Source organism: Nocardia sp. NPDC019323 (genome assembly GCF_044389845.1).
Classification (GTDB): Bacteria; Actinomycetota; Actinomycetes; order Mycobacteriales; family Mycobacteriaceae; genus Nocardia; species Nocardia implantans.
This window is the reverse complement of the sequence record NZ_JBIRYN010000001.1, coordinates 336791-362341: the sequence shown is the minus strand read 5'-3', so window position 1 is coordinate 362341 and position 25551 is coordinate 336791. Positions and strand designations below refer to the sequence as shown.

Here is a 25551-nt window from a genome sequence, read left to right as displayed (position 1 = left end):
GTCTCCGGTGCCGATGAAGTGCTCAGCGCAGACGGGGGGTGAGTTCCACCGCCCCGCCCTGGTCTTCCAGCCAGGCGAGGAAGGCGGTCAGCCCGCTGTCGCGGTCGACGACCGGCCGGTAGCCGAAATCGCGTGCCGCGGCGCTGGTGTCGTAGGTGGCGCTGCGGGTCAGCAGCGCGACGGCGTAGCGCGACAGCGGCGGCGACCAGCGGGTCGCGACGGCGGGAACGCGCCAGATCGTCTCGATGACGCGCACCGCCGCACCGATCACCTCGGGGTTGGGTTTCCTGGTCGGCGGCCGGTATCCGAGCTGGGCGGCCACCTGGCCGAGAAATCCCCAGACGTCGGTCTTCTCGGCGTCGGCGATGAAATACGCTTTGCCGCCCACCTCGTCCGACGCGGCCGCCAGCACACAGGCCTCGACGATGTTGTCGACGTGGCACAGCGAGGCGTACACGGTGCGGCCGAACGACAGGTCCGGCAGCGTTCCCGCGCCGGCTCGCCCGAGCATCCGCACGATGGGGCCCGACCGGTCGCCCGCACCCCAGATCGCGCGCGGGCGCAACGCGCAGGTGCGGAACCCGTCGGTGTCGGCGGCGAGCACCGCCCGCTCGGCCGCGGCCTTGGTCTCCGAGTACAGGTTCAGGTAGCGCCGCGGGTACGGCACCGATTCGTCGACGTCGAGCTGATCGCCGCCGTAGTAGTCCATCAGCGCGCTCGGGCTGGAGATGAACACGAACCGTGCGGCTCCGCCGCGCCGGGCGGCCTCCAGCAGCCGCTCGGTGGCCCTGACGTTCTCGTTCCAGAACTGTTCCCTGGTGCCGCGCTCGTCCACCCGGGCCGCGCTGTGGAAGACGATGTCGACACCGCGGGTGGCCCGCTCGAGCGACGCGGGATCGGTCAGGTCACCGTAGACCAGCTGGATCTTGTCCAGGTCGGGGCCCAGATCGGACAGATCGCTGGTGCGACGCACCAGGATCGACACGTGGTGCTCGCCGTCGCGCACCAGCCTGCGCGCCAGCGCGCCGCCCAGAAAACCGGACGCGCCGGTCACCAGAACTTTGCTCATTGCCTTTCCTCCTTGCCGGGCTGGGTCCGCCACCAGGTCAGGCCGAAGATCTGCGTCAGGACCGCGGTCCGGAGCCTGCCGTGGCCGGAGCCGTCGGCGGCGCGCAAGGCCGCAGGGATCTGGGCCGCGTGCACGACGACGCTGAGGAACGCGTCGATCCACCAGACGGTGCGCAGGATCCGGCTGCCGGGGACCCGGCCGGTAGCCGCGGCGAGCGCGCCGCCCGCCAGATACAGCCATCCCAGGACGGGAACCGCCCGCAATACGGTCGTTTTCATGATCAGGTGTCCGTTCCCAGGCGCTCGGCCGCCCACACCGTGAGCTGTTCGCGCCCGATCTTGGCGTTGTGCCGGATGTCCACCGGGAACGACGGGTGAACCAGGAAGTCGGCGATCGTCCTGGTCGGTTCGAATCCCGCCCCGTGGGCCCGCAGCGCGGGCTCGACGACGGCGGGGTCCGCGCCGGGCTCCAGCTCGACGCAGAGCACCGGCCGCTGCGCGCCGCGCCGACCGATCCCGACCAGCGCCGTGCGGGCCACGCCCGCGACGGTGTTGAAGATCTGCTCCACCTGGACGGTGAACATCGGTCCGCGCGCCGTGACCACGCGCTGGCTCTTGCGGCCGCAGAACCAGATCCGTCCTTGTTCGTCGATCCACGCCAGATCGCCGGTGCGGTGCCAGATCCGGTCGCCGTCGGCGATCTTGCCCAGCGCGTTCGCCTGCTCCGGCCAGTAGTACCTGGTGCTGACGTTCGGCCCGCTCACCACCAGTTCGCCGATGCCGCGCGTGTCCGCCAGCCCGCCCGCGAGTTCTTCGGCCCGGTCCCACGTGGGTATGGGGTCGTCGGTGATGGCGACGACGCGCGCCTGCACCTGGTAGGAGGGCCTGCCGATACAGGTGCCCGCGCCGCGGTGCGCCCGTTCGACCAAGCCGTCCAGCAGTTCCCGCGACTCGATGGTGGACATCGGCAGCGCCTCGGTGGACCCGTATCCCGCGACGACCTTCGCGTCCGCGCCGAGCACCGCGCGCAGCCCGGCGATGCACCAGTCCGGCACCGGCGCGCCACCGGAATAGACGCTCTCGAGCGAGTCGAGCGGAATCGGGTGGGCGCGCAGGTATTCCAGCAGCGGGATGAGCACGGCGGGGGAGGCGAACATGGTGCGCACCCCGAACCTCCTGATCGCGTCGGCCACGTGCGCCGGGTCGGTCGCCCCCACCTTGCTGGGGATCAGCGGTGGCAGCACGCACCGCGAGCCGAGCAGCAGATCCAGCACGCCGACCAGCGGAAGCGTGATCAAGGAGGCTTCCGGCGCCACCTCACCGCGCGCCAGGTGCACCTGCTCCACCATCGCGGCAAGGTTGCCGTGGGTCAGCTGCACGGCCTTCGCGGGGCCGGTGCTGCCGGTGGTGAACGCGATCACCAGCGGGTCGTCCTCGGTGGCCGGGCGGGCGGTGGGCAACGAGCCGGTGGGCGTGCGGCCCCAGTCGCGCAGCGTGTCGCCGCGCCAGAACCAGCGTCGGCCGACCGTCACCGTCGTGCGGACGGTGCGGAAGCCGCGCCGGAACAGCACGCGCAGCGCATGGGCCGGTGGGATACCGATGAACGCCTCGGCATCCACGGCGCGCAAGCAGCGCAACATCTTCCGCACACCCATGCCGGGGTCGATCACCACGGCCACCGCGCCGATCTTCAACAGCCCGAGCATGATCGCGTACAGCTCCGGGCTCGGCAGCACCAGCACGATGGTGCGCGTCCCGGTACCGACTCCCGACGCGGCGAGCCGCTGGGCGATCGTGTCCGACCACGCGTCCAGCTCGCGATAGGTCAGGTGCCGGTAGGCCGGCAGGCCATCGGGGCCGACCCCGTCCGCGTAGCGCACGGCCACGCGGGTGGGGTCGGTGCGGACGACCGCACGGAACCGATCGATGGCCTGCCAGTAGGTCCCCGTTGTCACGCAGGCGCCCCGGCGAGGACGGGCAGCCGGTAGAGCACCGCCGCTGCCGAAGGACCCGCGCCCGCGGCGACGAACAGCACCTGGCGGTACGGGGCCAGGGTGTCGTCCGCCACCGCCTGGTCGTAGGCCGCGGTCAGCGCCGCCGTGTGCGGGTCGCCGTCGCGCAGATCCGGTGTGCGGACCGAGCTTTCGTCGATGCCGAGGGCGGCGGCCAGCCTCTTCGGGAACTGCGGGCTCGGCGTCGAGGCGATCAGCGCGATCTCGTCGAGCGAGACGTGGTCGGACTCGGCGAGCGCCCGGCGCGCGACGTCGATCGCCACGTCCAGCAGACGCTCCTCGAAGCCGGGCTCGCGCTCCACCGTCATGGCGCCGCGCCCCGTATTGCCCATGGTCGTGACGTCGACGTAGGCCTCGATCGCGGGCGTGCCCTCGCCCGCGGCGGTGTGCACCCGGCCGAAGCCGGTCGGCTCGTCGGTGTGCTCGAGCAGCAGGGCCGCGCCGCAGGTGGCGTACGGGAACCGTTCGTCACCGACGGAGCGCAACAGGGACGGATGGGTGTCGCCGGAGACGACGAGCACGTGCTCGGCGCTGCCGGTCTCCAGGACCGAGGTGGCCACCTGCACCGCGTTGAGCACACTCACCGCGCCGTTCATCAGGTCGAACGAGAACGTCCGCGGGTCGTCCTTGGCGTATTCCAGGCCGATGCCGGCCGCTTTCTGGATCAGCGCCGACACCGCGGGCTCGACGGTGTTCGAATCGCGGAAGATGCCCGCGTTGATCAGCAGGCCGACCTGGTCGGGACGGATACCGGCACGTTCGAGGCACCGCTTGGCCGCGCGCCCGTTGTGCTCGACGATGCTGTTGGTGTCCCCGCCCCGGCTGATCGCGGTGGACTTGATACGCACGCTCATGACCGGACCTCAGACCTTCAGCGACGAAATGGTGGTGGACAGGAACCCGGTGACGATGCCGGAAGCCGCGGGCACCAGCAGCAGCTTCGAGCCCGCGGGAATGTTCTGCTCGCTGAGCTGATCGTGCAGCACGATGAAATGCGAAGTGGTGGAAGTGTTTCCGTACTTCTCGATGACCCGCAGGTCCGGCGGCATCGGGCTGCCGAACTCGCGCTCGGCGATCGCGTTCATCCACGGGATGGCGGCGGCGCCGAACTGATGGTGGATGACATAGTCGAATTTCTCGTCGGCGAAGGTCTTGCCCTGCGCCTCGAGGAATTTCCGCTGCGTGTTGGTGCCGAGCAGGAAACGATCCTCGTTGTGCATCCTGCGGTTGTCGGTGTACATCGCGATGCCCTGCGTCTTGCCGCTCGGCATGCCGAGGCACAACTGCGCGTATTCCGCGGCGGTCATCATTTCGATGTAGTGGATGATGTCGTTTTCGTCGACCGCCTGGTCGAGGACGATCGCGCATCCGGAATCACCGACCGACAGCGAGGCGAACTGCGGATCGTATTTCTGCGAAATCTCGGCGACCGCGGTCTCGGCGATCGGAGTAATCGCCTCGCCGCTGACCACGAGGCCGTTGCGGACGGCGCCGGACCGGATCATCCGATCCAGGATGTACGTGCCGGTGAGCATTCCGGCGCAGGCATTCGTGATATCGAAGGTGATCGCGTTCTTCGCACCGATAAGGCGGCTTATCGAACCGGCGAAGGACGGCTCCATGTACATCCTGGTGGCGTGCTTGCTGCGCGTGATCGAGGCGGAGATGATCACGTCGATCTCCTCCGGCGCATACTGCGACCTGGACAAACAGTCTTCGACAGCCTTGGTGGCGAGCGTGAACGAGTCTTCGTGACTTTCCGGCCTGGTATCGCGGACCCGGCGTTCGCGGACGCCGGTGATTTTCTCCAGATCGAATGAAGGCGGTTCTTTCAGGCCGGAGAGCAGTTCAGCCGTTGTGACAACTCTGGAAGGCAGATAGGCGCCGATGGATTCGAAACGGGAATGGGGAGACACGAGCGCTCCTGAAATCGTGGGGAATTACGGTTCCGGATCGACTCTGATCGTCGGTGCGGTGAACACTACCCGACGGTAACAACGAATGGCTATATCGCCTTGAAGCGTTCCGTCTGAGACGGAAATCACTGCGGAGAGTATCTGTTTCGTGAGGTATCACCAACCGGTGACCGGCTGGCTATGGCGTTCGCAGTATGGCGATGTGAGTTGCCGTTTCGGTTTGTCGCGCTGTTTCGTGTCCGAAGGCGTGTGCGGCCCGCGGTGCGGGCGAATGTGTCGCCCCGTGAATGGCTACCGATCGGCTATTGCCGGATGGCGGTAATCGATGAGTGCTCGGCGGGCTGTCTCTCTCGCCGGATGTGAGTGACTTCACTGCGAAGCGCGCGCCGGGTGAGGGTGCGGCGGCCGGTGCGGACGGTGGGCCGATCGTCGCCGAACATCGTTGTGGCAGACAGCGATCGGCGCCATCGGCCGGCGCAAGGGCGGGCGCGCGACGGCGTAATTATGGCGCGATGCCGGTGAGGGAGAAGAACTCCTGGCGGGAGCGGGCATCGTCACGCAGCGTGCCGAGCATGGTGGAGGTGACCGTGGTCGTGCCGACGGCCTGCACGCCGCGCAGGGTCATGCAGGTGTGCTCGGCTTCGATGACGACCCCGACGCCTTTGGGGCTCAGATTCGACGCCAGCCAATCGGCGATCTGTTTGGTCAGCCGTTCCTGCACCTGGGGGCGGCAGGAGAAGTGCTCGACGATGCGGGCGAGCTTGGACAGCCCGAGGATGCGGTCGCCGGGCAGATAACCGACGTGGGCGACTCCGACGAACGGCAGCAGGTGGTGCTCGCACACCGACCGCAACGGAATGCGGCGGGCCAGCACGAGCTCGTCGTAGCCTTCGTCGTTGGGGAAGGTGGTCAGGTCGAACGGGCGGGGAGTGAACAGTTCGGCATAGGCGCGCGCCATCCGGCCCGGAGTGGCCCTGAGGTGTTCGTCGTCGAGGCCGACGCCGAGAGCGGAGAGGAACTCGCCCGCCGCGCGCTCGGCGGCGGCCAGGTCGATGGTGGCGCCGGAGTCGTGGACGACTCGTAACGGACGCACGGTGTGGTCGGCGAGCATCCCGCCCACCAAGCGCTCGGCCTGCTGCATGTCACTGGTCACGACGATCTCCTGTAGCGCTCATTACGACAAATATTATTGGTGAAATAGTTATCGCCGGTCAAGTCCAGCACGTGAAGTCGTTGCCAGACCTGCTTCGGCCAGCACTATGAGTGTTATTGTGATCGGGTGACCAGCGATGCGGCGATCGGTGCCGTGGCCGCCTTGGATGACGAACTGCGGCGCGGGATGTACCGGTACATCCGTGGCGCCCGCCGTCCGGTGACCAGGGACGAGGCCGCCGAACAGGTCGGGATATCCCGTAAGCTCGCCGCGTTCCATCTGGACAAGCTCGTCGACGCCGGGCTGCTGCGGGCCCGCTACGAGCAGGTCGGGGGCGTCCGGCGGGTGGGGCGCGCGCCGAAGGTCTACGAGCCGGCCGACACCGACGTTCAGGTGAGCATCCCCGAACGGCGCCATCAGGTGCTGGCGGAGATACTCGCCGACGCCGTCCTCGCCGAGTCGGCCGGCGAGACGTCGCGCGAGGCGGCGATCCGGGTCGCGGGTGATCGCGGCGCCGAAGACGGACGGGCGCTACGTCGGCAACTCCGGCCGGGGCGCCTGGGCCCGGAACGCGCGCTGACCCTGCTGCGCTCGTCGCTCACCGATCAAGGGTTCGAACCCAGCCGGGAAGGTTCCGGCTGCCTGCGTCTGCGGAACTGCCCGTTCCACCCGCTGGCGGCCAAGGCCCCCCACCTGGTGTGCGGAATCAACCACGCCTATCTGCGCGGCTTTCTGGACGGTCTGGAAGCCGACAGCGTGACCGCGATCCTGGCGCCCGCGGCGGGTGAATGCTGCGTCGAACTCCGTTCGACCGCCAGCCGCGGGTGATTCGCCGACCGGAGTGACCGCGACGCGTGCACGGGCGCGCGGCGTCCGGAGCTAGGCTTCGGTGCTCAGCGAGGAGCGCGCGGTGGCGATCCGTTCCAGCACGTCGGAGGCGTGCGCGTCGAAACGCTCGCGGGAGACCAGGATCTCGCCGTCGAGCCAGGGGCGGTAGAGGTAGGCGAGCGCGCCGAAGATGGCGCTGGCGTTGAGCTCGTGATCGTGCTCGTCCGGCATCGGTCCTGTGTAGTCGCCCGCGCTGATGACCAGCGCGATCGGCGCGGTGAAAAGGCCGATGAGTTCGTAGGCGCGCGGCAGGAGCACGGGCGTCGCCTGCGACTCGACGAACATGATCCGGCCGCGGCGGCGGTCCTCCAGCAGGTAGTCGGTGAAGACGGCGACCATGTGGCGGAACATCGCGTCGCGTTCGACGGGCGCGTTGGGCAGTTCGTCCAGCAGCCGGTCGCGCGCGCCCAGTACCACGGTGTCCAGCACGGTGGTCAGCAGCGCGTCCAGGTTCGGGAAGCTCTCGTAGAAGTAGCGCTCCGTGAGGCCGGCCTGCCTGCAGACGCCGCGCATGGACGTCTCGGCCGCGCCCACGGTGGCCATCAGCTCCGTGCACGCCTCGATCAGCTGTTCCCGGCGTGCGGCGACGCGATCGGCGGGGGACTGCCCGCGCCAGCGGCGCATGCCGGGAATCGACCCGTCGGCTTCGTCCATGGCCGACATCCTCTCATAGCGTCCGAATTGACATCATGTGATGTTGACAGCATGTGATGTCACCAATACATTGCGAAGAACCGATCGATCACGAGGGGTGCGAGATGGGTTCTGCCGTATATGCCGACCAGGCGCACGCCATCAACGCGCGGGCCGTGGAGTTCGACTTCGCCACGGTCCCGATGCATTACATCCCCGGCGAGGCGATGGCCACCCACATCATCAACGTGATGCACCTGGTGCTCCCCGAAGGCGAGCGCGCGATGGCGCAGGCGCTGGCCGAGGCGTTGCCCCTGATCGACGACGAGCGGTTGCGCGAGGAAGTCCGCGGCTTCATCGGCCAGGAATCCATGCATGCCAGTTCGCACGAGAAGGCGCGCGAACAGCTGGAGCGGCTGGGTCTCGAGGTCGGCCCGATGGTCGAGCGGGTCACCTGGCTGGTCGACCGGATACTGGGCGACCACGGACTGTCCGGCCGGGCCAAGCGGGAGTGGCTGTGCGAGCGGCTGGCGCTGTTCGCGGGCATGGAGCACTACACCGCGGTCATCGGGGAATGGCTGCTCACCAACGACAAGCTCGAGGCCAAGGGCATGCACCCGGCGATGCTGGATCTGATCCGCTGGCACGGCGCCGAGGAGGTCGAGCACCGCAGCGTGGTCTACGACGCGTACATGCACGTCGACGGTGGCTACGCCCGCAAGGCGCGGCAGGCGCTGCTCGCCAGCGCGGGCTTGCTCGTCTTGTTCGTCATCTCCGGCGGCTATCTCTTCCACAAAGACCCGTCGAAGCACAAAGGCCGGTTCTGGCCGCTGCAATTGGCCAGCGCCTCGGTGCGCGGTGTGGTGCCGAGCTTCACGACGTTCTTCACCGAGATCCCGCGCTACCTGCGGCCGGGCTTCCATCCCTCGCAGCTGGGCCCGATGGACAACGCGCTGCGTTACCTCGCGCAGTCGCCCGCGGCACGGGCGGCGCGCGCGTGACCGCCGTCGAGCGGTTCCAGCCCGGACCGGCGCTGCGTCTGATCGGCTCGGCGGCCGACGCCTACAAACGACTGTTCGTCGAAAGCGACGCCGCGCGATTGCTGTCGCGCCCCGATCCGGTGCGCCGCAGCGGCTACGAATTCGAGGTGGTCGTCGACCGGATCGGCGCCGAGGCCGACGGGGTGGTGAGCTTGTGGCTGCGCCATCCCGACGGCGGCCCGCTGCCCGCGTGGACGCCGGGCGCGCACTTGGACGTCTTCCTGCCGTCCGGTCGCCAGCGGCAGTACTCGCTCACCAACGACCCCGCCGACCGGGGGTTCTACCGCATCGCGGTGCGCCTCATCGCCGACGGTGACGGCGGTTCCGCCGAGATCCACCGCGATCTGCGGGTGGGCGACCGACTGGGCGTGCGCGGCCCCCGCAATGCGTTCCCCTTCGTCGCGGCCCCGTGCTATCTGTTCGTCGCCGGCGGCATCGGGATCACGCCGATCCTGCCCATGGTCGCCGCGGCCGAGCGTGCGGGAGTGCCGTGGCGGTTGATGTACCTGGGCCGGTCCAGGACGCGCATGCCGTTCCTGTACGACCTGGCCCGCTACACCGGCGGCGATGTGGTGGTGCGGCCGGACGACGAGTTCGGCGTACCCGACGCGCGGATGATCTTCGAGCAGACGCCGCCAGGCGCCGCGGTGTACGTCTGCGGTCCGCCGCCGCTGGCCGAGGCCGCGCGCGGGGTGCTGGTGCTGCATGATCCGTCGGCATCGCTGCACACCGAGCGGTTCTCGCCGCTGCCGGTGCGCGACGGCGAGCCGTTCCGGATCAGCCTGCGGCGCAGTGGGTTCGACGTGCAGGTCGCCGCCGACGAGTCGGCGCTCAGCGCGATCCGCCGCGTGCTGCCCGGCGTGGCCTACTCCTGCCAGCAGGGTTTCTGCGGCACGTGCAAGACCAGGGTGCTCGCGGGCGCGGTGGAGCACCGGGACCGGACGCTGCTCGACTCCGAGCGCGCGGACACGATGCTGACCTGCGTCTCCCGCGCGTGCGGCGGCGAACTCGAACTGGATCTGTGAGCCCGGCGGGCGACGTCGCCCGCGGTGGGAGGAGGACATGGCAGTGGCTGCGCAACCGGAGCACGTTCCGCTCGTGGTGATCGGAGCGGGGATAGCCGGGATCGGTCTCGCCGTCTCGCTGCGCGCGGCGGGCATCGACGATTTCGTGTTGCTCGAGCGCGCCGACGACCTCGGTGGCACCTGGCGGGCGAACACCTACCCGGGCTGCGCCTGTGACGTGCCCTCGCAGCTGTACTCGTACTCTTTCGCGCCCAACCCCGAGTGGTCGCGCACCTACGGCACGCAGCCGGAGATTCTCGCCTACCTGCGCTCGGTCGCGACGCGCCACGATGTGCTGCGGCACATGCGGTTCGGCGTCGAATTGCTCGAGGCGCGCTGGGACGAAGCGGCCACGCGCTGGCGGCTGCGCACCGGTCGCGGCGACCTGACCGCGGACGTCCTGGTCTCCGCCGTCGGGCCGTTCAGCGAGGCGCGGATCCCGCGGTTGCCGGGCGCGGAAACCTTCGCGGGAAAGCAATTCCATTCGCTGCACTGGGATCACGAGCACGATCTCACCGGCGAGCGGGTCGCGGTGATCGGCACGGGCGCGTCGGCCGTGCAGTTCATCCCGGAGATCCAGCCGGTGGTGGGTCAGCTGACCGTTTTCCAGCGTTCGGCGCCGTGGATCGTCTCCCGCCTGGATCGCCGCACGCTGCCCGCCGAACGCGCGCTGCTGCGGCGGGTGCCCGCGCTCGGCAGAGCGCTGCGCGGCCTGTATTACACGGGCATCGAAGGATTCGGCCTGGTCGGCTTCGTGGACAAGCGATTCCGGCATCCGTACGAGGCGCTGGGCAGGCTCCAGCTGCTGCGGCAGGTGCGCGATCCGGAACTGCGCCGCAAACTCACCCCCGATTACGTGATCGGGTGCAAGCGGGCGATCTTCTCCGATGCCTACTACCCGGCGCTGACCCGACCGAACGTCGAGGTGGTCACCGAAGGGATCCGGGAGATCCGCGCCGGTTCGATCGTCACCGCCGACGGCGTGCGGCGCCCCGTGGACACGATCATCTGGGGCACCGGATTCGGCGTTCCACCAGCGGTCTTCGATCGGGTGCACGGCATCGACGGCCGGTCCATCGGCCAGCGGTACCGGGAACGGCCGAGCAGCTACCTGGGCACGACCATGGCGGGCTTCCCGAACTTCTTCTGCACACTCGGTCCGTTCGGAGCGGCGGGCAATCAGTCCGCGATCTATATGATCGAAGCCCAGGTGCGCTATATCGTCGATGCCGTGACCACCATGCGTGCGCGGAACATCCAGCGGATCGCGGTGCGCGAGGAGGTGCAGCGAGCCTTCCTCGACGAGGTGAACGAGCGCAGCCGCGACACCGCCTGGCTGACCGGCGGCTGCCGCAGCTACTACCAGACCGCCGAGGGCGGCAACGCGGGCCTGTACCCGAACTGGAGTTTCGAATATCGCAGGCGGACAAGTCGGTTCGATCCCGAGTCCTACCTGCTGCGGGCCGGGTGAGCGCCGTGATCGTCGACTTGCTGCGTCAGCTGGTGTCGCCGCCCGCCGAGCACCGCCTGGACGTCCGCGACCGGGTGGTGGTGATCACCGGGGCGGGCACCGGCATCGGCCGAGCGCTGGCCGAAAGACTCTACGCCTCGGGCGCTTCGGTGGCGCTGATCGATATCGACCAGGCCGCGGCGGCGGCCGTCGGCCGCTCGATGGGGGAGCGGGCGCTGGTCGTGCGCGCGGACGTCTCCGATCGAATCGGCATGCGCGAGGCCATCTCTCAGGTGCGCGAGCGGTTCGGCCGGATCGATGTCGTGGTGGCCAACGCCGGAGTGGTGCCGGAGCCGGCGACCATCAGGACGATGAACCCCGGCGACTTCGATCGGGTCATCGGCATCAACGTGACCGGGGTGTTCAACACCGTGCATCCGGCGCTCGACGACATCGTGGCCGCGAAAGGACATGTGGTGGTGGTCTCCTCTGCCGCGGCGTTCGCGCCCGGCATGGCCGGTTCGCCCTACATGGTGAGCAAGGCCGCCGTCGAGCAGTTCGGGCGGGCGCTGCGGGTGGAGCTGGCCGCGGTCGGCGCGACCGCCGGCGTGGCGTATTTCGGCATCGTCGACACCGCGATGACCCACGGCACCTTGGACGAGGACGAACTCGGCGCCGATCTGGGCGCGTTGCTGCCGTGGCCGCTCAACCTGCGCATCACCGTGCGCGACGCGGCGGAGTCCATCGCCGACGGCATCGCCCGTCGCGCGGCGCGCACCATCGCGCCGCCGCAATGGGAGCCCTACGCGTTGTTCCGCGGCGCGATCAACGTGGTGCTGGACAGCAGGCTGACCCGGGACCCGCGCGTGCACGACCTGATCCACCGGGTCGAACAGCGCGTCCTCGACAGCCGCCCGGTAACCCCGGTGCCGCGCTGACCGCGGGCCGGGCTACGGCTCGGCGGGGAAGATCGTCGGCAGCGTCAGCGCGTACTCCAGGTCGTCCCGCGTGCCGAGCGTCGTGAGCAGCACGCGGATCATCGTCAGCCGTGCCGCCGCCACGGTGTCGGCGTCCGGTTCGGCTCCCGGTGCGGTGCCCGCGGAGATCCGGTAGACCACGTACTCGCACAGGTGCAGCGCGGCGTCCAGGTCCAGCGGGCTCGGCACCGGGCGGCCGAGTCCGGCGAACGTCTCGCGCACCAACGCGCGGATGTCGTCGAGCGCGCGCTCCCGGTAGGCCGACACCGGGGAGCCCGGATCGTGCAGCTCGGCGAACAGCGGCCGCAGCATGGGGCCGTGCCCGCGCGCCCAGTCCAGGTAGGCGTCGATCAGCCGGATGCCGAGCTCGACCGGCTCGTCGGTGCCGGTCAGCGCCGCGCGAATGCCGCCGACCAACCCGTCGTTGGAACTGTCGAGCACCGCGAGCAGCGGCTCGTTCGCGTTGGCGAAGTAGCGGTAGAAGGTCGGCCGGGCCAGTCCGGCCTGCTCGATGATCTGCGCGACGCTCAACCCGCGAGAACCCGTGCGGGTGAACACTTCCGCCGTCGCCAGCACGATCCGGGCGCGCACCTCCTCGGCCTGTTCCGGGGTCTGCGGCGGCCGGCCGCGGCGGGCGGCCGCCGACTCAGCAGGCATGGTGCCACCTCACAACGCGGCCCCCTGGATATCTGTGCGCCACGACGAACAGCTTGACACGAGCTGTGACATAGACATTAATCTAACACCACTGTTCATTAAATAGGGCGCGCATGCGGCGCGGCCCACCGTCCGCGAGAGGGCCGACCATGACCACCGCCTCCCACCCGGCCACCGCCGACGCGCTGCCCTCCGCGCTGGTGCGGCCGTTGCTCGCGCACGCCGTCGCGGGCGGCGCGCCCGCGGTCGAAGTGTTCGCGCCCGCCACCGGCGCGAAGATCGCCGATCTGCCGCAGTCCTCCGCCGCCGACATCGAGACCGCGTTCGCCACGGCCCGCGAAGCGCAGCGTCAATGGGCGCTGCGTCCGGTGCGCGAACGCGTGGCGGTGCTGCGCCGGTTCCACGACATCGTGCTGGCCGAGCAGGACACCATCCTCGACATCGTGCAGACCGAGACGGGCAAGGCGCGCGCGCACGCTTTCGACGAGGTCGGCGACGTGGCGGTGAACGCCAGGTACTACGCCTCGGTGGCCGCACGGCTGCTGGCCACCCGCAAACCGCGCGGGGTGCTTCCCGTGCTCACCCAGGTCGACGTGCGGCACCGGCCCAAGGGCGTGGTCGCGGTGATCTCGCCGTGGAACTACCCGCTGGCCCTGGCCGTCTCCGACGCGCTGCCCGCCCTCGTCGCGGGCAACGCGGTGGTGGCGCGCCCGGACAACCAGACCGCGCTCACCGCGCTGTGGGCCATCGACGCCGCCGTGCGCGCCGGACTGCCGCGCGGGCTGTGGCAGGCGGTGCTCGGCCGGGGTTCGGTGATCGGCGGCGAGGTGATCGCCCGCGCCGACTACGTCGACTACACCGGCTCCAGCGCGACCGGACGGACCATCGCCCAGCAGGCGGGCGAGCGGCTGATCGGCTACTCGCTGGAACTCGGCGGCAAGAACCCGCTGCTGGTGCTCGCCGACGCGGACGTCTCGCGCGCCGCCAAGATCGCCATCCGCGCCTGCTTCGCCTCGGCCGGACAGCTGTGCGAGTCGATGGAACGGATCTACGTGCACGACAGCGTCTACGACCGCTTCGTCACCGAATTCGTCGCGCACGTCGAGGCCATCCGGCTCGGCGGCGGGCTGGACTACGACAGCGACATGGGGTCGCTGACCTTCCGGCGCCAGCTGGACACGGTGGTGGAGCACGTGAACGACGCGGTGGCCAAGGGCGCCACGGTGCTGGCGGGCGGCCGCGCGCGGCCGGACCTGGGGCCGTACTTCTACGAGCCCACCGTCCTGGCGGGCGTGCGGCCCGGCATGACGGTGCACCGCGAGGAGACCTTCGGTCCCGTGGTCTCGATCTACCGGGTGAGCAGCGACGACGAAGCCGTGGCGCAGGCCAACGACACCGCCTACGGCCTCAACGCCAGCGTCTGGACCAAGGACACCGCACGCGGCCGCGCGGTGGCGGCGCGGATCAACGCGGGCTCGGTGAACGTCAACGAGGGCTTCATCGCCGCGTGGGGCAGCGCCGACGCCCCCTCCGGCGGGCTCGGCATCTCCGGCACCGGGCGCAGGCACGGTCCGGAAGGCCTGCTCAAGTACATCGACACCCAGACCATCGCGGTGCAGCGGGTGCTGCCGATCGCACCGCTGCCCGGCATGTCCGAAGCGCTCTGGGCCAAGACCATGACGCTGTACTTCGGCGTCATGAAAGCGCTCCGGCAGAAATAACGCGCACAACTTACGAATCAGGAAGCAGTACGGATGAAACTGGACACGGTGGCGGGCAAGAGGGTCCTGGTCACGGGGGCCGCGATGGGCCTCGGCAAGCTGTTCGCCGAGCGCGCGGTGCGTGAGGGCGCCGCGGCGGTGGTGCTGTGGGACATCAACGAGGCCGCGCTGAAGGACACCGCCGCGGAACTGACCGGCCGCGGCAGCGCCGTGCACCACCACGTGGTCGACGTGGCCTCGGCCGACTCGATCGCCGAGGCGGCCGCGAGCGTGCGCTCGCAGGTCGGCGGCATCGACATCCTGGTCAACAACGCGGGCATCGTGCGCGGCAACAGCTACTTCTGGGAAACCGGCAACCGCGCCGACATCGACAAGACGATGGCGATCAACTCCCTCGGCCCGATGTATGTCACGCTCGAGTTCCTGCCCGCGATGGTCGCCGGGTCCACCGAAGCGCGGGTGCTCACCATCGCCTCCTCGGCGGGCCTGGTGTCGAACCCGCGCATGAGCGTCTACGCCGCGTCCAAGTGGGCGGCGCTCGGCTGGTCGGACTCCGTGCGCATCGAGCTGGAACAGGTCGGCCACGACCACGTGAAGGTCACCACGGTCTGCCCGACCTACATCAACACCGGAATGTTCGAAGGCGCCAAGGGATTCCTGTTCACGCCGATCCTGGAACAGGACAAGGTGGTCGACACCTCGTGGCGCGAGATGAAGAACGGCACCCCGCTGGTCGTGCTGCCGTGGACTTCGCGCCTGAACAAGGCCCTGTCCGGTCTGCTGCCGATCAAGCTGCGCGACCTGTTCCTGAACACGGTCGGGGTCTACCACTCGATGGACGAGTTCACCGGCCGCGAGAAGTAGCGCGCGGCAAGCCATGACGGGACGGTCCGACGCCCTCGTCAGCGGGGACGGGTGCCGATGACCACGGTCGCGTAGTGCTCCTCGGATTCGGCGACCCGGCCCGCGAGGCCGTGCCGCGCCAGGATGGACAGGGCCGGCGGCGCCTGCTGCTCGCTGGTCTCCACGAGCAGATGTCCGCCCGGCGACAGCCACGCGGCGGCCTCGGCCGCGACCCGGCGGAAGACGTCCAAGCCGTCCGGACCGCCGTCGAGAGCGGTGCGCGGCTCGTGCTCACGAGCCTCCGGCGGCATCCGCGCGATCATCGCCGAGGGAACGTAGGGCGTGTTGCAGAGCAGGATGTCGATGCAGCCGCGCAATTCCTCCGGCAAGGGTTCGAAGAGGTCCCCTTCGTAGACCGGCGCGCCCAGCGGGGTGAGGTTGCGGCGGGCGCACTCGACCGCGACCGGATCGATGTCTGCGGCGGCCAGGGTGATCGGGCGGCCCTCGTCGGCGACGGTCCGCGCCACCGCGAGGCCCAGCGCGCCGGAACCGCAGCACAGATCGACCACCACCGGATGACCCGTGCGGTCGCGCAGCAACGCGACCGCGCGGTCGACGAGGAACGCGGTGCGCTGCCGCGGCACGAAGACGCCGGGGGAGACCGCGACCCGCAGCCCGTGGAACTCGGCCCAGCCGAGCACGTGCTCGAGCGGGCTGCCGGTGACGCGCTGGGTGACGAGCAATTCGAGATCCGCGCCGGTCTCCGCGGCGGCGGCCGTGAGCAGCCGCGCCTCGTCCTCGGCGAACACGCAGCCCGCCGCCCGGAGCCGGGCCACCACATCGGTACTTCCCGCTGACGTCACCGGGCCATCGTGCCGCGCGCACAGGCGATGGCGCCAACGGATTTCCCCGGTGATGGGGACCGGCGCCGCGGACGCGGGTCGCGATCGGCCCGGCGTCAGCGTGCCGTGTCGAGCTGGAAGGTGCGGGTGGCGTCGAGATAGATGCCGCGCTGGCCCGCTCGGCCCGGCGGCGGCAGCTGCGAGACCAGCTGTTCCAGCGAGGTCGTCGCCCCGACGACCCTGGTGCCCGCGACGATGAAATCGGCCACGGCACGGCGGATGTGGTTGGGCGAGGTGACCACGATCGCGCTCGTCGCACCGACGTCACGCAGCAGCCTCGTGCTGAACAGGGCGTTCTGCACGGTCGAGCCCGCGCGGCTCTCCACGTGGATACGGGTGGGCGGCACGCCGTGGCCCACCAGCCAGTCGCGCATGGCCTCGGCCTCGGTGACGCCGTTCTGCGGATTACCGCCGGTGACGACGATCGGTGACAGCGGCGCCGCGACCGACTGCAACCACGCCGCGATGAGCCGGTTCACCAGTTCCGGACGCAGCGCCCCGTCCGGGAGCAGGCCGTAGCCGAGCACGACGATGCCGGTCTGTGGTCCCGCCAGCGCGGGCAGCGGGTTCGGCAGGGTGCCCACCGCGGCGCGGATGGCGCCGAGCACGTTGTCGGTGCCCTGCGCCAAGCCGGGGTCGACCGCGTGCAGCCGAGCCATGGCGTCCACCAGCGCGGGCAAGTCACCCGCGTAGTCCGACCAGATCGCCTGCAGGGCGAGCGCTTCGGCGTCCGCCGGGTCGGCGCCGATCAGGTTGCGCAGGTCGGCGCGGCCCGCGGCGTCGTCGCCGTTGGCGAAGTGGCGCTGGGCGGAGTTGTACAGCGCGTCCGTTTCCGGCGCGGCGTGCGCGGGGACCGCGGCGAGCCCGGTGAGCGAGAACGCGGCGAACGACGCCGCGACGAGAAGTTTCCAATGCCTCGAGATCATCACTACAGTCGTCACCTTTCCGCTCTGGGACGGGATGGCACGTGCTAGCAGTTAGCTGGGGCAAGCACGGATTACCATACGGCCGAACTTCCCGACCATCCGGCACATTGCGAACGGGTCCTGCGATGCCGTCACGGCGACGCGCGCTCGGCGCAATCGCGGGTCGTGAAAGTCGCAGTCGGTGGTTTTCGGAGCGGTGCCGGTCGCCGACTCACTGTCGCTCGGTAGCGCGAAGAACTCCGAAGCGGCGCCAGGCGAACTGCCGCCGTAACTCCCGTCCGTGTCGCTCTGCCCGGCATGGCGAGCCGGTCGGGAAGGGCGCCGGGGCGGACGTAAGTCCGAGGCGGGCTCGCCGGTGCCACCGGGACGGTGGACGAGAGTCGTCGGGATGCCGGGTCCGGTCGCGTTCGCCGCGCCGCCCGTTCAGCGTGCGATTGCCTCCTGTCAGCGCGGCTCGACGTGGACTGGTGCGGTATTCGTCCGCCCGCGCCCGTTAGGCTGTGTCAACGTGGATACCGTTTCGCTGTCCGGCAAGGAACTCGCCGCCGCCATCAACGCCGACACCAAGGCTCGTGCCGCCGCGCGCACCGAGGGGGGCGCCGCCCCGCGCCTCGCTCTGGTCGTGGCGAACGACGACCCGGCCAGCGCCTGGTATGTGAACTCGCTCCGCAAAGCGGCCGAACGGCTCGGCATCGCTTGCGACACGGTCGATCTCGGCCAGGATGCCGACGTGGCCGCGATCCGGGCCGAACTCGACGCGCGGAGTGCGGATCCGGCGACCCACGCGATCATGCTGCAGACCCCCTTGCCGAAGGGCGTCACCCTCGACGACGTGAGTTCCGCGATCGTCGCGTCCAAGGACGTCGACGGCGTCAGCCCGTTGTCGCTCGGCCTGCTGGCGGCGGGGCTGGACGGCTTCGTCCCCGCCACCTCCGAGGCCGTGGTGGAACTGCTCGAACACCATCGGATCCCGCTGGCGGGCCGCCACGTCGCGGTGGTCGGCCGCTCCAACATCGTCGGAAAGCCGCTGGCCCAGCTGCTGCTGGCGAAGGACGCGACCGTCACCGTGTGCCATTCCCGCACCGCCGACCTCGCCGCCGTCACCGCCACCGCCGACATCGTCGTCGCCGCGGCGGGCCGCATCGGCCTGATCTCCGGCAAGCACGTCCGGGAGGGCGCGGTGGTCATCGACGTCGGCACCAACGAGGCTCCCGACGGCAAGATCGTCGGCGATGTCGACGCCGACTCGGTGCGCGGCAAGGCCGCGGGGCTCAGCCCCGTCCCCGGCGGCGTCGGCCCGGTCACCACGGCCCTGCTCATGCGTCACGTGGTCACCGCCGCCGAATCCGACTGAGCGACCGCGTTCCCGGCGAACTCGGCCCGAGCCGCCTCACCCCCGGGCGATGGCGCTGATGAGTGTGCGCTCGCCGTCCTTGGTGGTGGTGACGATCTGCGGGTTGTAGGTGACCGGCTGCTGCCCGGGGCGGTGCTCGGTGACCACCACGATGTACTGGCCCGCGAAAGCGGCGGGACTGATCGCGACACAGTGGGTGGTGCCCGCGGGAATGCTGTCGATGCCGCGCTGAATCGCGTCGGCTGCTTGGACGGCGGCGTCCGCGGTGGTGGTGGCGCGGACCTGCTCGCCGGACCGGTCCACGTAATAGGCGTGCTGGAAGGCGAAAATCACCGCGGGACCGGAGTCGAAACCGCCCACGCCGTTGCCCTGGATCCGGTTGCCCACTCGCTCGGCGGGGCATTGCGCGGCGGGCGCCGCGGGGGCGGTGTTCGGCGCGGACGGAGCTGGTGCGGCGGCTGGGGTATCGGGCCCGCCGGTCCCGACCAGCAGATAGGCCACGAGGGCCAGCGCGGCGATGCCGAGCGTGGCGAGCAGCGGCAGCGCCCATCGCCACGCGCTACGCGGCGCGGGTGAGCGGTCGATCAGTCCCGAGAATTGGTCCTCGTACAGGTCCGGCTCGGCTTCCTGCGGCCCCCTGGGTTCGGGCGGCTGCGCGGGCGGCCGATCCACCCACGCGGCCCACTCGCCGCGGTAGTCCTCGCCGGACGGCGCCTGCAGCGGCCGTTCGGCATCGTAGGGATTCCCCCGGTCGTAACCGGGTCGTGCGCTCATCTCCGGTCGATCCATCGCCCCGCCCTTCATCAGGTCCCCGTCAGATTAACCGCATCGTCACGAGCCGGGAACGCCCTGCCGCGTTCACAATTGAGCCGCCCGCACCTCGGAGGGTACCGTCCGGTACGCCGATCCGGCGCACCTGCGCCGCGTGATCGGGCCCGGCTCCCGGGATCGCGCCGACCGCGACCGACGCGGGCCCGCCGTGCCGGCAGTACGAGCGTCGTCGCACGGCGGGCATTGCGGGATTGCGGGCATCACCCCAGCAGATCCAGCCATTCGTGCTCGGGAAAGTGGCCGGTCACGTAGGTACGCACCGTCGCGCGCTGTGCCGAGGTCAGGTGCGGCCAGGTCCGCTCGAGATCCGCGCGGTCCTTCGGCCTGCCCTGCTTGGCTTTGAAGATCAGCACCAGTTCCGGGTTGAGGTACCGGATGCCGTCGTCGGCGATCCAGGTCACCTCGTCGAGCGGTGCGACCATGGCGCGATCGCGCCGGTTGACCCATGCCCCGTCCTGTCCCGGATTCAGCAGGAGGTCGATCAGCCACGGCGACCGGGCGTTCGCGCGCAGCCACACCTGATCGGCGTTCTCGGCCACCTCGGGGAAGCGCTCGTCGACGGGGCGGATGCCGTCCGGGCCCGCGGACCAGATGTGCAGGCGGCCGCGTGCGGCGGTGCGCAGAGCGGGCAGGTCGGCGCGGAACATCGCCACGTCGATGTCGCTGTGTTGCCGCCGGGTGCCGGTGCAGGCGTCGATCGCCCAGCCGCCCGCGATCCACCACGGAGCAGCGATGTCGCCGAGGATCTCGCCGACATCGCCGGGCATGACGGACGCCCAAGGGCCCCAGAGATCCTGGAACTCGGCTTCTTTCGCGTCACGCGGCGGTGGAATCGGAAACTCGCGCAATGGTGCCCCTCCCGTCGGATACGTCGTCCGACGCTACCCGGAGGAGGACACGGCTCACCAGTGGGTGACGACGGGGTCGCCCACGCCGATCGTGTGATAGACCCATTCCGCGTCGTCGGGAGCGAGGTTGATGCAGCCGTGGCTGACGTTCGCGTACCCCTGCTGGTCCACCGACCACGGGGCCGAGTGGATGAAAACCCCACCCCACGTGAGCCGTTCGGCGAATTCACCGTTGATGATGTAGCCCTCCGGCGAACTCAGCGGAATGCCGATGGTGCGGGAGTCGAACACGACGGACCGGAACTTCTCCAGCACCGGCCAAGTGCCCGTCGGCGTTTCGTATCCCGGCTTGCCCATCGAGGCGGGCATCGTCCGGACGACCGTGCCGCCGACGGTGAGCGTGAACGTGTGCGCCGACATGTCCGCCTCACCGAAAACGCCTGCGTTGGTGCGGAACTCCGTGCGCACGCCGCCGACCGAGACGAGGATGCTCGCTTCGGCGGGCAGGAACCCGGTCGGCGTCCACGTCACTTCGCGGTCGTCGGTCCACGTGAAGGTGCCCGGCAGCGGCCGGGTGGTCGCGATGTCGATGGACTGTTCCGTCCGTGCGCGATCCGTGACGGGTGCGGCGAAACGAATGGTCACCGGATGGGCCACGCCCACCACCTGGCCGTTCGATGGTCCGATCGCCGCCACCGCGGGCGTCGACGGCTTTCCGATCATCGTCGCTGCCGCCGCGCCCGACCCGAACGCGGCCAGCGCCACGATCACGGTCGCGAGGAACAGGTATCGAATGGCGCTCCTCATGGCGTCCACCCCTTCGAGCTGGTGTGGTAGGCAAGGATCAGTCTAGGCCCCCATGATCAACTCGGCCACGGATGGAACTGGTCCGCGGTCCGGTTGTGATCGGGGGCACGCCCACCATTGGCCGCTTACCCGGCCGAGCCGGGTCGAAACGGGTGCTTTTCCGAGCCGGCGCCGGTCAGCGTGATCCGCCGGATGTCACCGGCTCCGGCACGGCCGCCGCTCGCGCGTCGAAATCCGCTCGGGCGGCGAGGATCCGGTCCTGGTGCTCGACGGCCCACACGCCCATGGCGTGGGTGATCGCACCGATGCTCGCGCCCATCTCGGTGAGCGAGTACTCCACCCGGGGCGGCACCGTGGGGTAGACCGCGCGGCGCACCAGGCCCTCGCGCTCCAGGTCGCGCAGCGTTCGGGTGAGCATCTTCTGGGTGATGCCCTCCAAGCGGCGGCGCAATTCGTTGAAGCGGATCGGCCCGTCGTGGCCACGCAGCACGCCGAGCACCAGCATCACCCACTTGTCGGCGAGCACGGTCAGCACTTCCCGCGCGGGGCAGTGGTGGAGGTAGTTGTCGACCAGGTTGCCGGCCGCGGGCCGGTCGCAGACAGTATCCATTGGGTACCTCGGTATCGAAAAGGTGCCTTCTTTCCGAAAGGTACCATCGGTCGCCAGAATCGGTGCATGCTCGCAATCACGCAATACGCGTTCGGTGGCCCGGAAGTGCTCCAAGTGGTCGAGGTGGACCGGCCGCGGCCCGGACCGGGGGAGGTACTGGTGCGGGTCGCCGCGACCAGCGTGAACGCCGCCGACTGGAAAGTGCGCGCCGGATTGGTCGGGAAGCTCGGTGATCCACCGCTGACGCTGGGACTCGACGTGTCGGGTGTCGTAGCCGAACTCGGATCCGGCGTGGACCGGTTCGCGATCGGTGATCCGGTGTACGGCATGGTGTTCGGCGGCGCGAACGCGGAATACGTGGTGGCGCAGGCGCATACGTTGGCGCCGAAGCCGGGGAACGTCGACCTGGTGCAGGCCGCCGCACTGCCGACGGCGGCGCTGACCGCGTGGCAGGCGCTGGCCGCGCTCGGCGCCGGACAGCGCCTGCTGGTGCACGCGGCGGCGGGCGGCGTCGGGCACCTGGCGGTACAGATAGCCCGCCACCGCGGCGCGTACGTGATCGGCACCGCGCGCGCGGCCAACCACGAGTACCTACGCGGACTCGGCGCGGACGAGGTGATCGACTACACCGCGGTGGATTTCGCCGCCGCCGTGCGCGAGGTGGACATCGTGCTCGACCTGGTCGGCGGTGCGTACGGCGCCCGCTCGCTGCCGGTGCTCCGGCCCGACGGCAGGTTGATCGACACCCAGGGCTCGGACGCGGAGGGCGACCCGCGTTACGAGCGGTTCTATGTCGAACCGTCCGGGGTGTCGCTGCGCGAGATCACCACGATGGTCGAGCGCGGTCATCTGCGCGCGACCATCGACCAGGTGCTGCCGCTGGCGGACGCCGCGAAGGCGCACGAACTCAGCGAGTCGGGGCGGGTGCGCGGAAAGATCGTGCTGGTCGCTTGGGACCCGCCTGCCTGACGGCGCGGGCCCGGGACAATTCCGGTGCGGACGTCAGCTGCGCACGGCGTGCAGGACGTCGGCGTGCAGGGCATCCGCCCGGGCGGTGAGCTCGTCGATCCGCACCAGGACCGCGGCGAAACGGTCGCCCTCGGCGGCGGGCAGCGATGCCACGTTGATCTCGATATTGAGCTGCGAGGAGGTCGCGGCGGCGCGGCAGGCGTCGGCGGCCGCGCCGATGTCGGTGACGACGTTCGGGTTCCCGATCGGCAACAGCTCCGCCGCCAGCGACAGCACCTCGTCCGCCTCGTCGACGACGGCGGCGGGCACCCGGGCGGCCTCGATCAGCGCGGCGTTGATCGCCGCGGTGCGGGCGGCGAGCTCCTCCGCGGTGTCCTTGGGCAGCTTGTAGGCGGCGCCGACGGCGGTGAACGCGGCGGCGTCGGCGTCGGCCAGCGCGAGCGCGCGCTCGCGGGCAGCGTCGGCGGCCTCGATGATCCGGTCGACCACCGGCCGGTTCTCGGCGTCCTTGGCGCGCGTGGTGTAGCGCGCGACCATCGCGAGAAGCGCGGCGGCCTGGGCGGCGTGCAGCGCGGCCACCGCGCCGCCGCCCGGCGCGGGAATCTTGGCGGCCAGATCGCTCAGGTACTGCGCCAGGGCGGCCCCGCCGAAGGACGACGCAGTTTCCGTGGACGACGAGCTGGTCTGCGACACGAGGGTGTTGCCTTTCGTTTACGGCGAGGATGGTCTACGAGGTAGACGCTACCCCGTGGCGCCGGTCGCTCGGTGGTGACCACGCCTTGCCGGGCCTTCCCCCGTGGCCGGTGCGCGGCCGGGACGTACCCGCCGTTATGTTGAGTGCCATGCGGATCGGATTGAGCATCAACTACTCGGGGGGCTTCAAAGAGGCGGCGGCCGAAGTCGCCGACCTCGAGCGGGCGGGCCTGGACATCGTGTTCGTGCCCGAGGCGTACTCGTTCGACGCGGTGAGCGCGCTCGGCTACCTGGCCGCCAAGACCACGCGCCTGCAGCTGGCCTCCGGCATCCTGCAGCTCTACACGCGCACCCCGAGCCTGACCGCCATGACCGCGGCGGGCCTGGACTTCGTCTCCGACGGACGCTACGTGCTCGGCCTCGGCGCGTCGGGTCCGCAGGTGATCGAGGGCTTCCACGGCGTGCCCTACGACGCGCCGATCGGCCGCACCAGGGAACTGGTGGAGATCTGCCGGAAGGTGTGGCGCCGTGAGCGCCTGGAATACCAGGGCAAGTACTACCAGATCCCGCTGCCCGCGGGACAGGGCACCGGCCTGGGCAAGCCGCTCAAGCTGATCAACCACCCGGTGCGCGAACGCATCCCGGTGCTGTTGGCCGCGCTCGGGCCGAAGAACGTGGAACTGGCCGCCGAGATCGCCGAGGGCTGGCAGCCGATCTTCTTCCTGCCGGAGAAGGCGAAGGATGTGTGGGCCGACTCGCTCACCGCGGGTCTGGCCAAGCGCGACCCGGCCTTGGGCGAGCTGGACGTGTACGCGGGCCCGGCCCTGGCCATCGGGGACAACGTCGAGCCGCTGCTGGAGTTCGTGAAGCCGCATCTGGCGCTCTACATCGGCGGCATGGGCGCCAAGGGCAAGAACTTCTACCACACCCTGGCCACCAAGTACGGCTACGGAGCCGAGGCCGACCGCATCCAGGAGCTGTACCTGGCGGGGGAGAAGGAGGCCGCGACCAAGGCGGTTCCCGACCAGCTGGTCCGGGACATCTCGCTGGTCGGCCCGGCCGGATACGTCAAGGAGCGGGTCGCCGCGTTCAAGGAAGCGGGCGTCACGGTTCTGAACGTGGTCCCGATGGCGGCCACCGCCGCCGAGCGCGTCAAGCTCATCGAACAGCTGCGCGAACTGGTCTGAAAAGGGCGCTGCCGCCGTCGACGGGTGCGACGGCGGCAGCGGTGCGAGTCAGCTCTGCCGCAGCGACGCCAGCGCGGCGTCCAGGGTCGAATGCAGCGCGAACACCTGGTCCAGGCTGGTCATCTTCAGCTGTCTGCTGGTGGCGGGCCCCTCGGCGACGACGGCGATCGCGGTGGTCGAGCCCGCGCGCTGGTGGGCGGCCACGAGCGTGGCCATACCCGCCGAGGCGAGGAAGCTGACCTCGGTCAGGTCGATGATGAGGGCCGCGGGCTTGCCGCTGAGGATGGCATCGATCGCGTTCTCCAGCGCAGGCGCCGTCGCCAGATCGACCTCGCCGGCCACCGTCAGCACCGTCGCGCCGTCGCGGGCCGCGACCGTGGTGGTCATCGTGTCCGCGAGGGGATACGCGTCTCCGGAAGTATTGGTCACAACATCACAACACACAAATCGCGGCAGATTCGCAACCTTTGAGTGTTCATAGAGCTAACCATACCCGTCTCGCCGCCCGCCCTGCCGCGAAGACCATCGGAGGGACGTGGTCTCAGACCCGCACGTCGTCAGAGATCGGCGCCTCGGACCTGCTGCTGATGGCGGCCATCGAGCAGGGCAGCGCCGATCCGGAGATCGCGGCCGAGGTGAGGGGCGCGTTCGCCGAACTCGACCGCTGTACCGCGGTGCAGGGGCGCGATGGGACGGTGCCGACAGCGACATCGCTGGGGCTTCGATGGCGTGCACGGGCCGACGAGGCGATCGCCGACTTCCGGCCGAAACGACCGGCCGGACCGTACCGACGACAGAAGGAGAATGACCACCCACTGACGCTGCGGGAATTCCGCGCCCGCCTCGTCGAACGGCTGTGACACCTGCCGTGGATACCGCCGAGACCCCAAGTGGCGAATCTCGCGCACCGGTGTCCGCTCCGAGTCAGCGATGATCAGCGGATCGCCGAAGTAAATCTCGGTCCGGATGGCTCGTGTCAGCAATCTTCGAGGAAACTTCTGT

General features: G+C 70.0%; 27 protein-coding genes. 11 read left to right on the top strand and 16 right to left on the bottom strand.

Annotation, left to right across the window (positions count from 1 at the left end):
• Positions 1 to 22 precede the first annotated feature (22 nt).
• From ACH49X_RS01665 to folE, 6 genes are all read right to left on the bottom strand, one after another.
• Positions 23 to 1069 (bottom strand): NAD-dependent epimerase/dehydratase family protein, encoded by a 1047-nt coding sequence (locus ACH49X_RS01665; protein WP_357207205.1) that lies wholly within the window; start codon positions 1067 to 1069, stop codon positions 23 to 25.
• The gene (locus ACH49X_RS01660) at positions 1066 to 1347 is read right to left on the bottom strand and encodes a hypothetical protein (RefSeq protein WP_195080132.1); all 282 of its coding nucleotides are present in this window, start codon (positions 1345 to 1347) and stop codon (positions 1066 to 1068) included. The genes ACH49X_RS01665 and ACH49X_RS01660 overlap by 4 nt, the downstream gene beginning before the upstream one ends.
• A gap of 2 nt (positions 1348 to 1349) precedes the next feature.
• Positions 1350 to 3023, bottom strand: coding sequence for a fatty acid CoA ligase family protein (locus tag ACH49X_RS01655; RefSeq protein ID WP_357105670.1), 1674 nt, complete (start codon positions 3021 to 3023; stop codon positions 1350 to 1352).
• The gene (locus ACH49X_RS01650) at positions 3020 to 3934 is read right to left on the bottom strand and encodes a hypothetical protein (RefSeq protein ID WP_357105673.1); all 915 of its coding nucleotides are present in this window, start codon (positions 3932 to 3934) and stop codon (positions 3020 to 3022) included. The genes ACH49X_RS01655 and ACH49X_RS01650 overlap by 4 nt, the downstream gene beginning before the upstream one ends.
• A gap of 9 nt (positions 3935 to 3943) precedes the next feature.
• Positions 3944 to 4996 carry a 3-oxoacyl-ACP synthase III family protein gene (locus ACH49X_RS01645; protein WP_195080129.1) on the bottom strand — a complete coding sequence of 351 codons (1053 nt, stop codon included), beginning with the start codon at positions 4994 to 4996 and terminating at the stop codon, positions 3944 to 3946.
• A gap of 502 nt (positions 4997 to 5498) precedes the next feature.
• Positions 5499 to 6107, bottom strand: a complete 609-nt coding sequence (gene folE / locus ACH49X_RS01640; RefSeq protein WP_357207276.1) for a GTP cyclohydrolase I FolE — start codon at positions 6105 to 6107, stop codon at positions 5499 to 5501.
• A gap of 168 nt (positions 6108 to 6275) precedes the next feature.
• On the opposite strand from folE, the gene ACH49X_RS01635 reads away from it, so the two are divergent.
• Positions 6276 to 6977, top strand: coding sequence for a metalloregulator ArsR/SmtB family transcription factor (locus ACH49X_RS01635; RefSeq protein WP_195080128.1), 702 nt, complete (start codon positions 6276 to 6278; stop codon positions 6975 to 6977).
• Positions 6978 to 7028: 51 nt separating this feature from the next.
• Here the strand turns inward: ACH49X_RS01635 and ACH49X_RS01630 are convergent, their stop codons facing one another.
• Entirely contained in the window at positions 7029 to 7691 is a 663-nt protein-coding gene (locus tag ACH49X_RS01630; protein WP_323123990.1) for a TetR/AcrR family transcriptional regulator, read from the bottom strand.
• 104 nt (positions 7692 to 7795) lie between these two features.
• Between ACH49X_RS01630 and ACH49X_RS01625 the strand changes: the two genes are divergently transcribed.
• The 4 genes from ACH49X_RS01625 to ACH49X_RS01610 are packed head-to-tail and all read left to right on the top strand — an operon-like array spanning position 7796 to position 12162.
• A complete protein-coding gene (locus ACH49X_RS01625) occupies positions 7796 to 8671 on the top strand; it encodes a metal-dependent hydrolase (protein WP_195080126.1) in 876 nt (291 codons plus the stop codon).
• Entirely contained in the window at positions 8668 to 9735 is a 1068-nt protein-coding gene (locus tag ACH49X_RS01620; protein WP_357207207.1) for a PDR/VanB family oxidoreductase, read from the top strand. The genes ACH49X_RS01625 and ACH49X_RS01620 overlap by 4 nt, the downstream gene beginning before the upstream one ends.
• Before the next feature lie 37 nt (positions 9736 to 9772).
• Positions 9773 to 11245, top strand: a complete 1473-nt coding sequence (locus tag ACH49X_RS01615; protein WP_357207209.1) for an NAD(P)/FAD-dependent oxidoreductase — start codon at positions 9773 to 9775, stop codon at positions 11243 to 11245.
• Positions 11246 to 11253: 8 nt separating this feature from the next.
• Positions 11254 to 12162 carry a short-chain dehydrogenase/reductase gene (locus tag ACH49X_RS01610; RefSeq protein WP_397069142.1) on the top strand — a complete coding sequence of 303 codons (909 nt, stop codon included), beginning with the start codon at positions 11254 to 11256 and terminating at the stop codon, positions 12160 to 12162.
• Between the two features lie 12 nt (positions 12163 to 12174).
• On the opposite strand, the gene ACH49X_RS01605 is transcribed toward ACH49X_RS01610, so the two are convergent.
• A complete protein-coding gene (locus ACH49X_RS01605) occupies positions 12175 to 12858 on the bottom strand; it encodes a TetR/AcrR family transcriptional regulator (RefSeq protein WP_195080123.1) in 684 nt (227 codons plus the stop codon).
• A gap of 149 nt (positions 12859 to 13007) precedes the next feature.
• Between ACH49X_RS01605 and ACH49X_RS01600 the strand changes: the two genes are divergently transcribed.
• Positions 13008 to 14579 (top strand): succinic semialdehyde dehydrogenase, encoded by a 1572-nt coding sequence (locus ACH49X_RS01600; protein WP_195080122.1) that lies wholly within the window; start codon positions 13008 to 13010, stop codon positions 14577 to 14579.
• A gap of 33 nt (positions 14580 to 14612) precedes the next feature.
• The gene (locus ACH49X_RS01595; protein WP_357207210.1) at positions 14613 to 15443 is read left to right on the top strand and encodes an SDR family NAD(P)-dependent oxidoreductase; all 831 of its coding nucleotides are present in this window, start codon (positions 14613 to 14615) and stop codon (positions 15441 to 15443) included.
• Positions 15444 to 15481: 38 nt separating this feature from the next.
• Here the strand turns inward: ACH49X_RS01595 and ACH49X_RS01590 are convergent, their stop codons facing one another.
• Positions 15482 to 16285: a putative protein N(5)-glutamine methyltransferase gene (locus ACH49X_RS01590; protein WP_323123992.1), complete on the bottom strand. Its 804-nt coding sequence runs from the start codon at positions 16283 to 16285 to the stop codon at positions 15482 to 15484.
• A 95-nt stretch (positions 16286 to 16380) separates the two neighbouring features.
• Positions 16381 to 17250 (bottom strand): YdcF family protein, encoded by an 870-nt coding sequence (locus ACH49X_RS01585; RefSeq protein WP_357207212.1) that lies wholly within the window; start codon positions 17248 to 17250, stop codon positions 16381 to 16383.
• A 508-nt stretch (positions 17251 to 17758) separates the two neighbouring features.
• Here ACH49X_RS01585 and ACH49X_RS01580 point away from each other — a divergent pair.
• Entirely contained in the window at positions 17759 to 18604 is an 846-nt protein-coding gene (locus ACH49X_RS01580; protein WP_357207214.1) for a bifunctional 5,10-methylenetetrahydrofolate dehydrogenase/5,10-methenyltetrahydrofolate cyclohydrolase, read from the top strand.
• 36 nt (positions 18605 to 18640) lie between these two features.
• Here the strand turns inward: ACH49X_RS01580 and ACH49X_RS01575 are convergent, their stop codons facing one another.
• The 4 genes from ACH49X_RS01575 to ACH49X_RS01560 all read right to left on the bottom strand — a co-directional run bounded on the left by ACH49X_RS01575 (position 18641) and on the right by ACH49X_RS01560 (position 21700).
• Entirely contained in the window at positions 18641 to 19378 is a 738-nt protein-coding gene (locus ACH49X_RS01575; protein WP_195080118.1) for a hypothetical protein, read from the bottom strand.
• Positions 19379 to 19635: 257 nt separating this feature from the next.
• Positions 19636 to 20202 (bottom strand): nucleotidyltransferase domain-containing protein, encoded by a 567-nt coding sequence (locus ACH49X_RS01570; protein ID WP_195080117.1) that lies wholly within the window; start codon positions 20200 to 20202, stop codon positions 19636 to 19638.
• 135 nt (positions 20203 to 20337) lie between these two features.
• Entirely contained in the window at positions 20338 to 21090 is a 753-nt protein-coding gene (locus tag ACH49X_RS01565) for a L,D-transpeptidase family protein (protein ID WP_195080116.1), read from the bottom strand.
• 175 nt (positions 21091 to 21265) lie between these two features.
• Positions 21266 to 21700 (bottom strand): helix-turn-helix domain-containing protein, encoded by a 435-nt coding sequence (locus tag ACH49X_RS01560; protein ID WP_357105683.1) that lies wholly within the window; start codon positions 21698 to 21700, stop codon positions 21266 to 21268.
• A 66-nt stretch (positions 21701 to 21766) separates the two neighbouring features.
• On the opposite strand from ACH49X_RS01560, the gene ACH49X_RS01555 reads away from it, so the two are divergent.
• Positions 21767 to 22669, top strand: coding sequence for an NADP-dependent oxidoreductase (locus ACH49X_RS01555; RefSeq protein ID WP_195080114.1), 903 nt, complete (start codon positions 21767 to 21769; stop codon positions 22667 to 22669).
• Positions 22670 to 22702: 33 nt separating this feature from the next.
• Here the strand turns inward: ACH49X_RS01555 and ACH49X_RS01550 are convergent, their stop codons facing one another.
• The gene (locus tag ACH49X_RS01550; RefSeq protein WP_357105686.1) at positions 22703 to 23362 is read right to left on the bottom strand and encodes a cyclodeaminase/cyclohydrolase family protein; all 660 of its coding nucleotides are present in this window, start codon (positions 23360 to 23362) and stop codon (positions 22703 to 22705) included.
• A 149-nt stretch (positions 23363 to 23511) separates the two neighbouring features.
• Between ACH49X_RS01550 and ACH49X_RS01545 the strand changes: the two genes are divergently transcribed.
• A complete protein-coding gene (locus tag ACH49X_RS01545) occupies positions 23512 to 24549 on the top strand; it encodes an LLM class F420-dependent oxidoreductase (RefSeq protein ID WP_195080112.1) in 1038 nt (345 codons plus the stop codon).
• 48 nt (positions 24550 to 24597) lie between these two features.
• Here the strand turns inward: ACH49X_RS01545 and ACH49X_RS01540 are convergent, their stop codons facing one another.
• Positions 24598 to 24936, bottom strand: coding sequence for an STAS domain-containing protein (locus tag ACH49X_RS01540; RefSeq protein WP_195043116.1), 339 nt, complete (start codon positions 24934 to 24936; stop codon positions 24598 to 24600).
• Between the two features lie 200 nt (positions 24937 to 25136).
• On the opposite strand from ACH49X_RS01540, the gene ACH49X_RS01535 reads away from it, so the two are divergent.
• Positions 25137 to 25409 carry a hypothetical protein gene (locus ACH49X_RS01535; protein ID WP_195080111.1) on the top strand — a complete coding sequence of 91 codons (273 nt, stop codon included), beginning with the start codon at positions 25137 to 25139 and terminating at the stop codon, positions 25407 to 25409.
• The last annotated feature ends 142 nt before the right edge of the window (positions 25410 to 25551 follow it).